Here is a 15,929-nt window from a genome sequence, read left to right as displayed (position 1 = left end):
TGCTGTCTTAGGCCTGATTCATCAGAATCACAGCACCAGTCACCAAAAGGTTAACCAACGCCAAAGGCAAGCAAATTTTCCAGCCAAAGTTCATCACTTGGTCGTAACGCGGACGCATTAATGAACCGCGCGCCAAGACAAACATCATGACAAAGAATGCTGTTTTGATAATGAACCAGAACGCATCTGGAATAAACGGAATTTCAAGGTTGAACGGCGCAAGCCAGCCACCAAAGAATAAAGTTACGATCAGAGCAGAGATCAGCACTACGTTGACGTATTCCGCAACGAAGAACATCCCCCACTTCATGCCGCCGTATTCTACATGGTAGCCTTCCGCCAATTCCTGTTCCGCTTCCGGCTGGTCAAATGGATGACGGTGCGTTACTGCAACGCCTGCAACCACGAAAATCAGGAAACCTAAGAATTGAGGAACGACAAACCATACATCGCGCTGCGCTTCCACAATTTCACGCATGTTGAATGAGCCGGCAATTGCCACCACACCCATCAGCGAGATGCCCAAGAACACTTCATATGAAATGGTTTGAGCAGCAGAACGCAGGCCGCCTAATAATGCATATTTGTTATTTGATGACCAGCCGCCGAACAGCACGGCATACACGGCAATACCCGCCATTGCCATAAAGAACAGCAAGCCGATGCTCATGTCCGAAACGCCTAAATAAGGCGATACCGGAATAACCATGAATGACAGTACAGCTGTCCCCATCGCCACTGCTGGCGCTAGGCGGAAAGTCAGCTTGTCAGCAAATTTTGGCGTCCAGTCTTCTTTGAACATGATTTTCAGCATGTCGGCAACGATCTGGAACATACCGCCCGGACCGACACGGTTCGGACCGTAACGGTCTTGCCATAATGCCAGAAGGCGGCGTTCAATGAACGACATCAGCGCAGCAATTAAGACAACAACCAGCAAGATGACAATCGCTTGCAGCACAGAATAGGCAATTGGCCAGTTCTCAGCCCACAGCGGCGTTTGACGTATTAATTCTTGTTGCATGAATTACACTCCTACCGCGACTGAAACAGGCTCAGCAAGAGATACCGTCGGCGCGATGCCAACTGGGTAGCCAATATAACCTGTAGGTAAATATTCAATCACTTGAACTGGAAGCACAATTGAAGTCTCGCCAGCTTTTATCGTAATTTTTTGACCGTCTTGAACATTCAAGCGCGCTGCATCCTGCTCACCCACTGCAAACACTGCATTAGGAATACGGGTTTCCATTGCAGGCGTTTTCACCGTGAACTCGCCAGAAGCGAAAATGTGATGCATTGGCACTAGGCGGAAGCTGTCTGGGTTGACCGCAGCAGTCTCAGGCGCAACAAATGTACGCGCTGGACGTTTTGGCAAACGGTCGAACAAACGGATGCCTGAATCGCCGCCTTTTAAATGGCCGCCCACGTTGTCTTGGAATTTGTTCCAAGCCTGCGGTGAGTTCCAGCCAGCGGACCATGCAAATGGAACCAGCGGAGATGGCGTTTCGCTGCCGACATAACCTTCCATAGAGAATGTTAATGCAGAGTCTGTATCCACAGGCTGTTTAGGCTCGTGAATTGACAGCGGCGCGCGTATTGCAGTACGGCCAGAATAGCGGCGCGGTTCACGCGCAACTTTAAGGCCATGGACACGGAAGCCCGCATCTGGCGCAACATCTTGAATCGCTTCCAGCGCAGGTACGTTTTTCGCAACGGATTCGATCACGTCATCCAGCAAAGTCCAAGAAATCGCTTTGCCTTTCACGCCAGTTTCAATGGCATGCAGCCAGCGCCAAGATTCTTTAATCGCCAGTTCCGGCTTATAGTAGCTCGGGTCATACACTTGGTAGAAACGCTGTGCACGGCCTTCTTGAGAAACAACTGTACCGTCGCCTTCAGCAAATGAAGCAGCAGAAAGCACGATATCCGCTTTCTTCACAGTTTCAGTTTCAGAATGATCCAAAACAATCACGTCTTTCGCTTTCGCCAGCGCTGCTTCAACTTGGCTCGCAGGCAAGCGGCGGAATAGATCATTTTCAACGATCACAACCGTGTCATAGTCTTGCGCAAAAGCTTGCTCTAAGCTTTGACCGCCTAAGATTGCCAAGCCCATTGAGTTCACTTCAGGAACCGTCAAGGTTAAGCCCGCATTTGAACCTAGATTCTGTGCAACTTGCGCAGCAGCTTCCATGATTGAGGCGTCTTGCAGGCTTGTACCAGAGATGATCAATGGTTTTTTGGCCGCTTTTAAAGTATCAGCAATGGTTTGCGCAAATGCTTTCGCATCGTCAGCAAGACCAGTAACCGTTTCACCTTTAACAGCAGCAGCAACTGCAAAACCTAAACGCGCAATGTCGTTAGGAGACGCAACCACTTCACCTTCAGCAATATCAGCCAAACGGGTTTGCGTTGCCGCCAAGATGTAAATCGGAGATTTCGCATCTTGCGCAATACGCTGCACAGGTTCAGCCAGCCAGTCTTGAGTACGGCGTTCCGCAGCCATCTCTTTGGCTTTGTTTTTCGCCGCTTGGCGAACAGATAAAGCCATGCGAGGCGCAGTTTGAGTCAGGTCTTCACCTAAGATCAATACAGCGTCATAGCTTTCAATTTCACGCATCGTCGGGTTGTATACGCCCTCGGTTTGCATAATTGATGCAGCCAGCTCAGCCAAGTTCTGCTCTTTTTGAGACATGCCTGTTGAATAGTTCTCTTGACCTACCAGCTCGCGAAGCGCGAAGTTAGATTCAAGTGAAGCGCGCGGCGAACCGATACCCAAAACTTTTTTGCCTTGGATGTTTGCAATCACAGTATCCAGCGCTGTATCTACAGAAACTGTTTCTACAGTTGCGCCATTACGGAATTGCGGCTGACGCGGACGGTCTTCACGGTTGACATAACCTGTGCCGAAACGGCCTTTGTCGCAAAGGAAGTATTGGTTGACATCACCGTTAAAGCGGTTTTCTACACGGCGAAGCTCGCCATAACGCTCACCCGGAGAGATGTTGCAGCCCGAAGAACAGCCTTGGCATACGCTAGGCGCATACTGCATGTCCCACTTACGGTTGTAGCGTTCTGAGTGAGTTTTGTCGGTGAATACGCCTGTAGGGCACACTTCAGTCAAGTTGCCAGAGAATTCAGACTCTAAAGTGCCTGATTCTGGACGGCCAAAGTAAACGCGCGATGCGTTTGCATATACGCCGAAGTCTGTACCGCCGGCATAGTCTTTGTAGTAACGCACACAGCGGTAGCACGCGATACAGCGGTTCATTTCATGCGAAATGAACGAACCCAATTCCTGATTGTAATGGGTACGCTTGGTAAAGCGGTAGCGGCGGCGGTCATGCTGCGTCATCACCGTCATATCTTGCAAATGACAGTGACCGCCCTCTTCACAAACTGGACAGTCGTGCGGGTGGTTGGTCATCAAGAATTCAACAATCGAAGCGCGGAAGTCTTTTGCTTCTTTGTCTTCAACTGAGATATAGGTATTGTCAGACGCAGGCGTCATACATGACATAACTAAACGGCCGCGGGTATCTTCTGGATTCGCGTATTGAGTTACAGCACATTGACGGCAAGAACCGACAGAACCTAAGGATGGATGCCAACAAAAGTATGGGATGTCGATGCCAAGGCTTAAACATGCTTGCAGCAAGTTTTCAGAGCCGTTGACTTCATACGATTTTCCATCGACATGAATTGTAGCCATAGTCGAATTCCTTAAGCTTGTTCTACGTTGCCAGTTTTAGCAGCAGCATCAACTACTTTTGCTTCAAACTCGCTACGGAAATATTTAAGTGCGCCCATTAATGGTTCCATCGCACCTGGAGCATGCGCACAGAAAGTTTTACCAATCCAAAGCTTGCGAGTCAGTTCTTGCAAGTGGTCGATATCTTCTTTCTTGCCTGTGCCGTCTTCGAGTGCTTTCAGCGCTTTAACCGCCCATGGCAAACCATCACGGCAAGGCGTACAGAAACCGCATGATTCACGCGCAAAGAATTCTTCTAAGTTACGTGTTGCTGAAACCATGCATTGCGTTTCATCAACCACCATGAGTAGACACGTACCTAAACGCGAACCTGCTTTCATGATGCTTTCAGCATCCATCGGAAGGTCGATATGCTCTGCAGCCAAGAAGTCTGTAGATGCGCCGCCCGGAAGCCATGCTTTCAGCGTTAAGCCATCACGCATGCCGCCAGCGTGGTCTTCAATCACTTCACGCGCAGTGGTACCGAAAGGAAGTTCCCAAAGGCCTGGGTATTTTACTTTGCCTGAAGCGCCGTAAATTTTAGTTCCTGGATCTTTCGATTTACCCGCAGATAAACCGATATACCATTCTGGGCCGCGAAGCATGATTGCCGGCAAGTTGTTATAAGTTTCAACGTTGTTGACAATCGTAGGTCGACCCCATGCCCCAGCAACTTGCGGGAAAGGCGGTTTCGTACGCGGGTTCGCGCGGCGGCCTTCAAGCGAGTTAATCAATGCAGTTTCTTCACCGCAGATATAACGGCCCGCGCCTGTATGCACGTGCAGCTCAAAGTTCCAGCCAGAGCCTAGGATGTTTTCACCCAAATAGCCTTTAGCGCGGATTTGCTCTAATGCTTCATTTAAGTAGCCAGCCGCTTCGATGTATTCACCGCGGATGAAGATATAACCTTGCGTTGCTTCAAGGGTATAACCGGCAATCAGCATCCCTTCGATCAATTGGTGAGGAAGATCTTCCATCAGCAAACGGTCTTTAAAGGTGCCCGGTTCCATTTCATCGGCATTACAGATCAGGTAACGGGGACCGCCGTCATTCGGCGCCATCAGTGACCATTTAATCCCTGCCGGGAAACCAGCACCGCCGCGGCCTTTGACCGTTGCAGCTTTGATCACATCCAGCACATCTTTTGGCGGCATGGTCAACGCTTTTTTAAAGCCTGCATAGCCTTCAAGCGCTTCGTAGTCATCTGCGCTGCGAACATTAGCCTGTTTGCTCAAACGCCATGTCAGCGGATGAGTTTCCGGGTTGCCGTCGCCGTAAATTGGTTTTGGTTCAGTATTCATACATACTTCTCCAATAACTGTTTAATCGATGTCACTTCAACCAGTCCGTGAGTATCTTCATCAATCATCAAAGTTGGACCTTTATCGCAATTGCCCAGGCAGCAGATCGGAAGCAATGTGAACCGGCCATCAGCAGTCGTTTGACCAAACTGAATGCTCAATTCACGCTGAAATGCTTCAGCTAAAGTTTCCGCGCCCATCAAGAAGCAAGCGATTGAGTCACATAATAAAATTACATGGCGGCCAACAGGCTGACGGTAAATGCGGTTATAGAATGTCGCCACGCCTTCAAGGTCTGCAAGACTCATGCTCAGCATTTGAGCAATCGCATTCATCTGCGCGTCATCTACCCAGCCGTTGCGGCGCTGTACACATTTCAGCGCATCCAAACACGCAGCGCGTGGGTACGGATAGTGCTCAATGTGATGCTGAATATCGTGGATTTCTTCAGCAGTCAAAATCCCTTCAACATTCACACGCGGCTTTTTATCAGTCAAAATCATCATAATGCGTTTACCCCTTAGCGATCCACGTCAGCCATTACGACGTCAATGGTCGCTAAATAAATGATTAAGTCAGACATTAAGCTGCCGTTAATCACAGAAGGCATCTGCTGTAAATGCGTGAAGGTCGGTGTACGGATACGGGTACGGTAACTCATAGTTGACTTGTCTGAAGTCAAGTAGTAGTTCGACGCGCCTTTCACCACTTCCGCCATTACAGATGCTTCACCAGCAGGCATGACAGGACCCCATGACACGCTCAGGAAGTGCGTAATCAAAGTTTCAATATCTTGCAATGTTTTATCTTTCGGCGGTGGAACAGCCAGCGGATGATCCGCCTTGTATGCGCCAGAAGGCATGTTGTCTAAACATTGCTTAATGATTTTCAGCGATTCTTCAATTTCACGGAAATGCACAATCACACGCGCATACGCATCGCCTTCGTACTCTAAAGGCACATCGAAGTCATAGTTTTCATAGCCGCTGTAAGGACGGTATTTACGCACGTCAAAATCGATACCTGTCGCACGCAAGCCAGTACCCGTTACACCCCATGCCAATGCAGATTTTGCATCGTACTGAGCGACGTTGCGGGTACGGCCAATGAACACTGAGTTTTTCAATGCTGCAGTGTAGTACTCTTTCAAGCGGCCCGGCATCCAGTCCAAAATTTCACGGATCAGCTTTTCCCAGCCATTTGGCAGGTCATGCGCTGTACCGCCAATACGGAACCACGCTGGGTGCATGCGGTAACCCGTGATCGCTTCGATGGCGTCATAGATTTTCTGACGGTCGGCGAACATATAGAAGACTGGCGTCATACCGCCAGCATCCTGAATGGCTGTACCAATAAACAGCAAGTGATTATTGATACGGAACAATTCAGACATCATGACGCGGATGCATTGCGCACGGTCAGGCACAGTAATGCCCGCCATTTGCTCTACGCCCATGACGTAAGGCATGTTTTGCGCACAGCCGCCCAAGTAGTCCACACGGTCGGTATACGGAATGAATGAATGCCAAGTTTGACGTTCAGCCATCTTTTCTACACCGCGGTGGTGATAACCAATGTCCGGCACGCAGTCTTTCACTTCTTCGCCGTCCAGCTGCAAAATCACACGGAATGCACCGTGCGCAGACGGATGGTTCGGACCCAAGTTCAGGAACATGAAGTCTTCGTCAGCATTGCCGCGTTTCAGGCCCCAATCTTCAGGCACAAAACGCAGATGCTCCTGCTCGAAATCCTGTTTCGCCTGGTTCTGCATATACGGTGTATATTCAGTGGCGCGCGCAGAATATTCTTTACGAAGCGGGTGGCCTTCCCAGTAAGTCGGCAGCAAAATACGGCGGAGCATTGGATGCCCCTCGAAATTGATCCCGAACATATCGTAAGCTTCACGCTCGTACCAGTTGGCATTTGGCCAAATATTGGTTGCAGTCGGAAGATTTACATCATTCTCGCTCAACGCAACTTTAATACGGATGTCACTGTTGCGCTCAAGAGACAGCAAGTGATAGAACACTGTAAAGTCTGATGCAGGCAAACCGTCACGGTGCGTGCGCAGGCGCTCGTCTACTGCAGACAAGTCAAACAGCATCACGTATGGGCGTGACACTGTACGCAAGAACATTAAAACGTCTTGCACACGTGCGCGCTCAACCCAGACTGTAGGAAAGTCTTCAAAAGTCGTTTGCACGTAGAAGTTCTCGCCAAATTTGGCTTTGAGCTCTTCTACAATTGCAAATGCTGGGCGTGAATCAACGGGAGTTGATTCTGGCATAGCAATTTCAGTTTCAGCCATTGGCTTGGCTTCCTATTTAATACAAATTCAGTCAACCTAAACGACAATTACACCCGGACCGGGTGTATCAAACATTCATCGTTTAAATTATTTAATTTCATCCATAGAGCGCAGGTTTTTCACAGCAATGCGCTGTGCTTGCTTGCGGTCGCGTTCCGGCTGCATCTTTGGCTTATACACTGGCTGAAGATCATCACCGATAACCGCTGACAATGGGCGGCGCTCTAATTGAATTTGGTCTTGCAATAGCATTAATGCTTGAATTAATGCTTCAGGACGCGGCGGACAGCCTGGGATGTACACATCCACAGGAATAATTTTATCCACGCCTTGCACAACAGAATAAATGTCGTACATGCCGCCTGAGTTTGCACAAGCGCCCATGGAAATTACCCATTTCGGCTCAAGCATTTGCTCGTACAAACGCTGAATGACTGGCGCCATTTTCATGAAGCAGGTTCCTGCAACAATCATCACATCCGCCTGACGCGGTGAAGCGCGGATAACCTCGGCACCGAAACGTGACAAGTCATGTACGCCAGTTAAAGTTGTTGCATACTCTACGTAGCAGCAAGATGTACCAAAGTTGAACGGCCAAACTGAGTTTTTACGGCCCCAGTTTACTGCTGTATGCATCAAGTCCTCTAAACGGGTCATGAATACATTTTTATTCACTTCTTCTTCAAGCGGATCTGTCACGATTTGACGCTCTTGAAGCGGATATTGATCAGCATCCGGATTCGCACGGGTTAATGTATATTTCATTCCCGGGTTACTCCTTATCAGATGATGCAGCCGCAGATTTTTTCACACGGCCAGATGATTGAGCTGGAATTTGACCAGTAGGGTCAAGTACCAATTCTTCAATTGAGTTAAAGCGGGTAATTTCTGCAATGTTCATGTTTGGTGAACCAATTTTCAGCTCTCGGCCAGCAGCTTTACGCTTATCTGTTGGCGCCCAATTCAACGCGCCAACCTTCACGGCATAAACCAATGCAATCAATAAATCGACTACAAAGATGACCACCGTCGTGAAACCAAACCAGCCTGCTTCACGCACAGATGTAGACCATGCATAGAGGTAGAGCGCTTCAATATCAAAAACGACGAAGAAAATTGCAACTAAATAGAACTTTGCAGACAAGCGGATACGCGCACCGCCTGCACCGACAACACCTGACTCAAACTGCTCTTGCTTAGCACGGCCCCACGATTTACCCCCTAGGAGTAACGGGACTGTGAGCATAAAGACGCATAGAAATGTAACGCCGATCACGAAGGCAATAATTGCCCAATCGTATGGAGTAATGGCACTCATGCGGGGATAACTCCTGGCAGGCCTAATTTATTAACAAAGAATGCATGTATTGGCCTTCAAATACACCAAACACAAAATTAATCCCGCCAATTGTACCTGATTGATGATGTATCTTGCTAGCTTATAAGCCTTAGTCTTTGGGATGATTTTTTAGGCATTTTTCTTAAAACTTTCGACTAAAGCCGTATTTCACCCCGATTTACCGCCTTATTAAATAAATTTTTAAGCTATTATTATTTTTACAAATTTTCTATTTCCGGCGCATTTTAAAAGCACAGCTTCAAACCACAAAGCACAAAATATCACCGCATGATTGAGAAATTCACCAGCAACCCAACTTTTATTTATTTTTTCACTAAATTTTCACATTATGATAATTTTAACAATAAAAATCTATCATTCTGGCACTTTTAACCGCCAGCCAACTTTTTACCTACCTCTTGCAGCGGCATGGCCGCATTGCAAAAATTATCTCCCCTGCCGCTGCGGCATGCGCTTTTAACCGCAATTTTTTTTCATTCGGCTTTGTATTTTTTTGCAGCAAATTTAAGCCGCCTATCTGCATTTAATTCTTTTTGTGCTATTCCTATATAAAACAATCAAATCACTCGAAAAAGGAGCAATACATGAATCTAGAGTTTACGCATAAGCCAGACTACTTTTTGTTTGCCCAGCTCATTATCCGTCACATTGAAAACTATGTAGCAAAACACCCAGACGCAGATAATGCCATTTTTGATTTGCGTGATATCTACGAATTGTTCCGTCAAGACAAAGCCTCAGCAACAACCAACCTAGACGGCATCATGAATATTGCCGATGAATATAAAGTTGAAACACTGAATGGCGATGAAAAATTGATTAGCCGCTATGCTATTGATGCTAAAAATAATTCACTGCTGATTGATTTCAATACCAATGCGCTGGCCGCATTAAAAAATGGCAAAGACATTATTGCGCCAGACGCATCCGTTCACGAATAAAAACTCAAGCGATAAAAAAAGCCTTTCAATTGAATGGCTTTTTTTGGCTTTAACGCCTTATTTAACGTTCAAGCTTTCGTTGTCCGAATCCTTCGCAGCATCGCCAGCTTTACGCTTACTGTCTTTAAAACGCTTGGCAGGCCACTGCATAATGAAACGCGCGCCGCCCAATCTTGGGCTTTCATCAATATGCACCGAACCGCCGAACCAGTATGCAATCCGGCTGACAATCGACAAGCCCAGCCCATAACCGCCTGATGCCCGGGTACGGCTGTCATCCAAGCGGGCAAACGCTTCAAAGATGCGGCTGCGCTCGTCTTCAGGAATCCCTGGGCCGTCATCTTCCACACAGATGTACGCATTGCCTTTGCCGTCCAGCCCGCCGCTAATCACCACTTTATTGTCGCAGTAGCGCACCGCATTGCCCACCAGATTCTGAATAACGCGGTGCAGATAGCGGCGTTCAGCATCCACCACAACGGTCAGCGGCGGCGCCTGCAGTTCCAGAGTTTTTCCAGTCTTCAGCGCTTCAGTCTCTATTACCACCTGATCCAGCACTTCAAATAGGATGATCTGCTCAAAATCCAATGACGGCGTGCCCTGCTCCAGCTTGGCATACGTCATGATTTCATCAATCAAGGTATTTAGCGCCTCAATATCCTTATCAATCTGCTCGACCTGATGCTGACGGTATTCGTAATCTTCTTCATCTGCCATCATTTCCACACCGAAACGGATTCGGGCGACAGGCGTACGCAATTCATGCGACACAGCGCGCATCAGCTCACGCTGCGCCTCAATCAAACGCTGAATATGATCTGACATGGAGTTGTAGCTGGACGCCAGTGAACCCATTTCATCGCTGCTTTCCACAGGCAGGCGTACAGACATGTCCCCAGTCTTCATTTTATTCAATGCATAATTCACCGCGCGCAGCTTGCGCTGCATCGGCACCAGCAATCCATACACCCCAAGGCTTAATACAAACAGGCTCAGTAAGGTAATGCCGGCAGCCAGCTGAAAAGGCATCCAATTGAATAAAGGCACAGGCCCCATCACCAGCACTTCAGTAGTTGAGCCTGGAATCGGCGAAACAATAGAAATAGTTGTGCCGCGCACTGTTGCGCTGTCGCGGTACAGGATAATGCTGTGATCCAGCCTTAAGCGGCCAATCTGCTCTGAATCCAAAGGCAGGTTTTTAACATCTTCAATTTGCATCGGATAAGCAAAATAATGCTGAATGCGCTGCAGATATTCTTTTTCCTGCCCCGGGTAATACACCAAATAATCCAGCACAAATACAGGCAGAGCCTTCATCTGCCGTTCAGTGATATTTTCAGCCTTGATATACAGCAGGTGCCCAGCATCATCTTTCAGGCCGATAATGATATAGGCCACATTGGTTTGCGCATCCCAGCGCACCACCGCTTTGCGCTCTTCAATGCGCTTCGCTTCGGCGCGGGTTAAGTCCACCTTGTCGGCTTTAACATAATAGATGGGCAATTCCAGCAGATTGGACGCATCGGAGATCCAATCCATGCGCTGCTGCTCATTCGGCTGACGGGCAATGCCTTCACTGATGATATAAGCCATGCCGTCCGTCAGGGACTCGCGGTATTCCTGCGCGCGCTGATAATTGATGATTTGCACCAGCAAATAGCCGAACAAAGCCACCAATACCACCAAGATGACCAGTCCTGCATAAATGCGCAAAAAAATACTGTGCTTTAACACTTAGACCTGCCCTGCTTCAGCCTCAAAGGGACGGCATCAATTAGATGCCGTTAGTTTCTTTTACAAACAGATAGCCTTTGCTTCGTACAGTTTTGATACGTTTTGGATTTTCAGGATCATCACCGATTTTTGGGCGGATACGTGAAATGCGCACATCAATCGAACGGTCTTGACCATCATATTCAATACCGCGCAGGCGCTCAAAAATATCTTCACGCGACAAAATACGGCCAGCGTTTGACGCCAGCAGCCACAGCAGGTCATATTCGGCGCTGGTAAAATCAACTAACTCGCCATTGAGCGTCACTGAACGGCCGCCGTTGTCGATCACCAGATCATCAAACTCAATGCGCTGCGCCACTTCATCTTCCGGCGCTTTGTCTGTACGGCGCAGCAATGCACGGATACGCGCCAACAATACGCGCGGCTGCACAGGTTTTGCCACATAGTCATCTGCACCCATTTCAAGGCCAAGCACCTGATCCATGTCTTCTGTGCGCGCAGTCAGCATTAAAATTGGCTGATGGTAATGCGGACGCACTTCACGGCAAATCGTTAAGCCATCTGCACCCGGCAGCATCACATCCAAAACCACCATATCCGGCTGTTCTGCAATAATGCGGCGGATTGCGCGGTTGCCGTCCGGCTCTACCCCAACCTCAAGTCCATTGCGGATAAGGTATTCCTGAGTTAAGCGGGCAAGACGCTCATCGTCTTCAACGATTAAAATTTTAGGTAACTTTTCTTCTTGGCTCATTAGAGTGCCCCTTTATTTGACTGGACGTATCCCTTAAAAATCCAAAAGATACAATTCAATATATTTTGCAATATACACACGTTTACATTGTAAACAAGATGCTGTTCACGAAACTGATACATCAAGACTGCAATTTGTTAAAAATTTTCAAATGATGAATTCGCTGTATTTTCCGATATGCACTTTTTCAGGAATTTTTCAAAACATTCAGTTACAAAAAGTATAAAAATTAGACAATGCCTATATTTACAGCAATCAGATGAACCATGACGCAAATAAGTTTTTAGCTTTTCAACTTATCCACAAGGTTATCTATAAGCACTTAAACTTAGCTTTGCTATGCTATGCCCTTGTCCAATAAGGCTTAAACAAGAAAGATAAAAAATAGGGATTTTTTCGAGAAGGATTTCCATCGAAACAGATTAAAATATTTAATAAAATGTCAATATTGATCTGACCTAAATTTTCCCGTATCTTGTGTCCAATTCATTTTTAAACCACTAAGTCTTGTGTTTAAACCTCAAACACTGCGGCATAGTTTTTGCCCGGTTCAAACGGTCTACAAACATAACAATAGATGACAATGGAGCTATGCTGACATGAGCGTAATCACGTCTACCCCAGGCCAATTGCAGGTGATCAAGCGCACCGGTGATGTTGCTGTTTTTGATGCGGAAAAAATTTCTGTAGCGATCGGCAAAGCGTTCTTGGCTGTTGAAGGCCAGCAAAGCGCTGACTCTAGCCGTATCCACGATCGTATTTCTCAACTTACCGAGATGGTATTAAATACGTTCCAGCGCCGTTTACCGTCTGGCGGCACAATCCACATTGAAGAAATTCAAGATCAAGTTGAACTTGCGCTGATGCGCACAGGCGAACAGAAAGTTGCGCGTTCTTATGTGATTTACCGTGAACAGCGCGCTGAAGCGCGCAAGCTGACTGGCGCGAATCACCACCCAACCCTGCAGGTTACCACTGCAGACGGCCAGCTTCGCCCGCTGGATCTCAGCGCGCTTGAAGCGCATATTGCGAAAGCGGCTGAAGGCTTGGAAGGCATCGACGTTCAGGCCATTATCGATGAAACCGTTAAAAACTTATACAACGGCGTAAAAGAGTCAGATATTGCAACCACAATGATGATGGCGACCCGTACCCGCATTGAACAAGAACCCAACTATACTTACGTGACTGCGCGTTTGCTTCGCGACAACCTTGTTGCGACCGGTTTGGAATTCTTGGGTCTGGCTGCAGAAACCAATGAAGGCGACGCTCTAGAGACTTTCCTTAAGAAAGGGATTGAACTTGACCTGCTTTCACCAGAGTTGCTTAACTTTGACTTGGCTAAGCTGGCCGCTGCGATTCAGCCTGAACGCTCAAACCAATTTACCTATCTAGGCCTGCAAACCTTATTTGACCGTTACTTCATCCATTCAGATGGCGTGCGCTTTGAATTGCCGCAATTGTTCTTCATGCGTGTTTCAATGGGCCTATCGCTCAATGAAGAAAACCGTGAAGACCGTGCAATCGAATTCTACAACTTATTGTCCAGCTTCGATTACATGGCGTCTACGCCTACCCTGTTCAACTCAGGCACATTGCGTCCGCAATTGTCGAGCTGCTACTTAACCACCATTGGCGATGACCTGTACAACATTTATGGCGCAATGCGTGACAACGCGATGCTGTCTAAATGGGCTGGCGGCTTAGGCAATGACTGGACTCCTGTTCGCGCCTTGAACTCTTATATCAAAGGCACTAACGGCAAGTCTCAAGGTGTTGTTCCCTTCCTGAAAGTGGCGAACGATACTGCAGTTGCAGTGAACCAAGGCGGCAAGCGTAAAGGCGCAGTCTGTGCATACCTTGAAACTTGGCACTTGGACATCGAAGAATTCCTAGAGCTGCGTAAAAACACAGGTGATGACCGCCGCCGTACACACGACATGAACACAGCAAACTGGGTTCCAGACTTGTTCATGCAGCGTGTATTTGAAGATGCGGAATGGACACTGTTCACGCCATCTGAAACACCAGACCTGCATGATTTGACTGGCGCAGAATTCGCTGAACGCTATGCATACTACGAAGGCATTGCCAAAGAGCAAAACTTATTGCACAAGAAAATCCGTGCAAAAGATTTGTGGCGCAAAATGCTGTCTATGCTGTTTGAAACAGGCCACCCTTGGATCACATTCAAAGACGTCTGCAATCTGCGCTCTCCGCAGCAGCACGTTGGCGTAGTGCATTCATCTAACTTGTGTACAGAAATTACGCTGAACACCAATGCCGATGAAATTGCAGTCTGCAACTTAGGTTCAATCAACCTTGTGCAGCACGTTCAAGGCGGCGTTCTTGACCGTGAAAAACTGGCGCGTACCGTAAAAACTGCAGTCCGCATGCTCGATAACGTGATCGATATCAATTACTATGCGGTTCCTCAAGCGCGCAATTCGAACTTGAAACACCGTCCAGTCGGCATGGGCATCATGGGCTTCCAGGATGCGCTGTATGAAATGCAATTGGCTTACGGTTCAGAAGCTGCTGTTGATTTTGCTGATGAATCTATGGAAGTGATTTCTTACTACGCGATTCAAACGTCTAGCGATCTAGCGCTTGAACGCGGCACCTATGAAACATTTAAAGGTTCATTGTGGGATCAAGGCATCCTGCCAATCGACTCTTTAGATCTGGTTGCGAAGTCACGCCCTGAACGCATGTTTGAAGTTGACCGCACACAGCGTTTGGACTGGGACACTCTGCGTGCCAAAGTTCAAAAAGACGGCATGCGCAACTCGAACGTGATGGCAATTGCACCGACTGCAACCATTTCGAACATTTGCGGCGTTTCGCAATCAATCGAACCGACATTCCAAAACCTGTATGTGAAATCTAACCTTTCTGGCGAATTCACAGTGATCAACCCGTACTTGGTACGTGCGTTGAAAGAGCGCGGTCTTTGGGATTCTGTGATGGTTAACGACCTAAAACACTTCGAAGGTTCTGTTCAAAAAATCTCACGTATTCCTGAAGAGCTGAAAGCGATCTTCGCGACTGCGTTTGAAGTTGAGCCGCGCTGGATTGTTGACGCTGCATCACGCCGTCAAAAATGGATCGACCAAGCTCAGTCTCTGAACCTTTACATCTCTGGTGCAAACGGCAAGAAACTGGACATGACATACAAAATGGCATGGCTGCGCGGCCTGAAAACCACGTATTACCTGCGTGCATTGGGCGCGACTTCTGCAGAGAAATCGACCATTAACACTGGCGCATTGAATGCAGTTAAAGCGACTGCAGCTGCAGCGCCTGTTGCCGCAGCGGCTCCTGTTGTTGAAGCGAAAAAACCTGAAGCCTCTGCTGAAGATGATGGTTTCGCAAATGCGGCACCAGTGCCAATGGCATGTTCAATTGACAATCCTGATTGTGAAGCTTGTCAGTAAGCTGACAGGTTTTTAATCCCCCTAAATCCCCCTTTTTAAAGAGGGACTCCCATACTTTTGAGAGTTGGAGTTCCCTCCTTTTTCAAAGGAGGGTTAGGGAGGATTTAAGAATGAAAGATAAATAAAGGACCCCACCATGCCGCATATGACCCATAACTACTTGTTAGGACTTGTTGCCTTGGTGGTTTCCTTTATTGTTTGTTTTTACGTACCGTTGACTTATGCATGGGTCAAAATACGGGAACAGCAGCGTAATCAAAATAAGTCGTGAGGATATTTGCTCTTCCGCATAAAATTAGAGCATCCATCGGCAAAACTTAATTTTGCTTACACAGAATGA

12 protein-coding genes are annotated in these 15,929 nt (G+C 47.6%); 3 read left to right on the top strand and 9 right to left on the bottom strand.

From position 1 onward, the window contains the following. Positions 1-7: 7 nt before the first annotated feature. From nuoH to ndhC, 7 genes are all read right to left on the bottom strand, one after another. Positions 8-1,024 (bottom strand): NADH-quinone oxidoreductase subunit NuoH, encoded by a 1,017-nt coding sequence (gene nuoH, locus OKC24_RS00160; RefSeq protein WP_005007963.1) that lies wholly within the window; start codon positions 1,022-1,024, stop codon positions 8-10. A 3-nt stretch (positions 1,025-1,027) separates the two neighbouring features. Beyond that, the gene (nuoG, locus tag OKC24_RS00155; protein WP_131276044.1) at positions 1,028-3,712 is read right to left on the bottom strand and encodes an NADH-quinone oxidoreductase subunit NuoG; all 2,685 of its coding nucleotides are present in this window, start codon (positions 3,710-3,712) and stop codon (positions 1,028-1,030) included. 11 nt (positions 3,713-3,723) lie between these two features. Then, positions 3,724-5,052 (bottom strand): NADH-quinone oxidoreductase subunit NuoF, encoded by a 1,329-nt coding sequence (nuoF, locus tag OKC24_RS00150; protein ID WP_005007958.1) that lies wholly within the window; start codon positions 5,050-5,052, stop codon positions 3,724-3,726. Next, positions 5,049-5,558 carry an NADH-quinone oxidoreductase subunit NuoE gene (gene nuoE, locus OKC24_RS00145; protein WP_005007957.1) on the bottom strand — a complete coding sequence of 170 codons (510 nt, stop codon included), beginning with the start codon at positions 5,556-5,558 and terminating at the stop codon, positions 5,049-5,051. The genes nuoF and nuoE overlap by 4 nt, the downstream gene beginning before the upstream one ends. 14 nt (positions 5,559-5,572) lie before the next feature. Further along, entirely contained in the window at positions 5,573-7,360 is a 1,788-nt protein-coding gene (nuoC, locus tag OKC24_RS00140; RefSeq protein WP_005007955.1) for an NADH-quinone oxidoreductase subunit C/D, read from the bottom strand. An 87-nt stretch (positions 7,361-7,447) separates the two neighbouring features. Then, positions 7,448-8,125, bottom strand: a complete 678-nt coding sequence (locus OKC24_RS00135) for a NuoB/complex I 20 kDa subunit family protein (RefSeq protein ID WP_005007953.1) — start codon at positions 8,123-8,125, stop codon at positions 7,448-7,450. Positions 8,126-8,132: 7 nt separating this feature from the next. Then, on the bottom strand, positions 8,133-8,678 hold the full coding sequence (gene ndhC / locus OKC24_RS00130; protein ID WP_005007950.1) for an NADH-quinone oxidoreductase subunit A: 546 nt from the start codon (positions 8,676-8,678) through the stop codon (positions 8,133-8,135). A 626-nt stretch (positions 8,679-9,304) separates the two neighbouring features. Here ndhC and OKC24_RS00125 point away from each other — a divergent pair. Further along, on the top strand, positions 9,305-9,661 hold the full coding sequence (locus OKC24_RS00125) for a hypothetical protein (protein WP_005007947.1): 357 nt from the start codon (positions 9,305-9,307) through the stop codon (positions 9,659-9,661). Between the two features lie 57 nt (positions 9,662-9,718). Here OKC24_RS00125 and bfmS read toward each other — a convergent pair whose 3' ends face one another. Together bfmS and bfmR are read right to left on the bottom strand one after the other, a co-directional pair. After that, on the bottom strand, positions 9,719-11,395 hold the full coding sequence (gene bfmS, locus OKC24_RS00120) for a sensor histidine kinase BfmS (protein ID WP_131276045.1): 1,677 nt from the start codon (positions 11,393-11,395) through the stop codon (positions 9,719-9,721). 40 nt (positions 11,396-11,435) lie between these two features. Next, entirely contained in the window at positions 11,436-12,152 is a 717-nt protein-coding gene (gene bfmR / locus OKC24_RS00115) for a response regulator transcription factor BfmR (protein ID WP_005007943.1), read from the bottom strand. A 599-nt stretch (positions 12,153-12,751) separates the two neighbouring features. Here bfmR and OKC24_RS00110 point away from each other — a divergent pair. Both OKC24_RS00110 and OKC24_RS00105 read left to right on the top strand, forming a co-directional pair. Then, positions 12,752-15,589: a ribonucleoside-diphosphate reductase subunit alpha gene (locus OKC24_RS00110; RefSeq protein WP_131276046.1), complete on the top strand. Its 2,838-nt coding sequence runs from the start codon at positions 12,752-12,754 to the stop codon at positions 15,587-15,589. 136 nt (positions 15,590-15,725) lie between these two features. Then, positions 15,726-15,860 (top strand): hypothetical protein, encoded by a 135-nt coding sequence (locus OKC24_RS00105; protein ID WP_005007937.1) that lies wholly within the window; start codon positions 15,726-15,728, stop codon positions 15,858-15,860. Positions 15,861-15,929: the final 69 nt, after the last annotated feature.

It is taken from the genome of Acinetobacter entericus, from assembly GCF_026168575.1.
Lineage (GTDB): Bacteria > Pseudomonadota > Gammaproteobacteria > Pseudomonadales > Moraxellaceae > Acinetobacter > Acinetobacter bouvetii.
The sequence above is the reverse complement of the archived record's forward strand: the minus strand, read 5'-3'. Positions and strand labels throughout refer to the sequence as shown.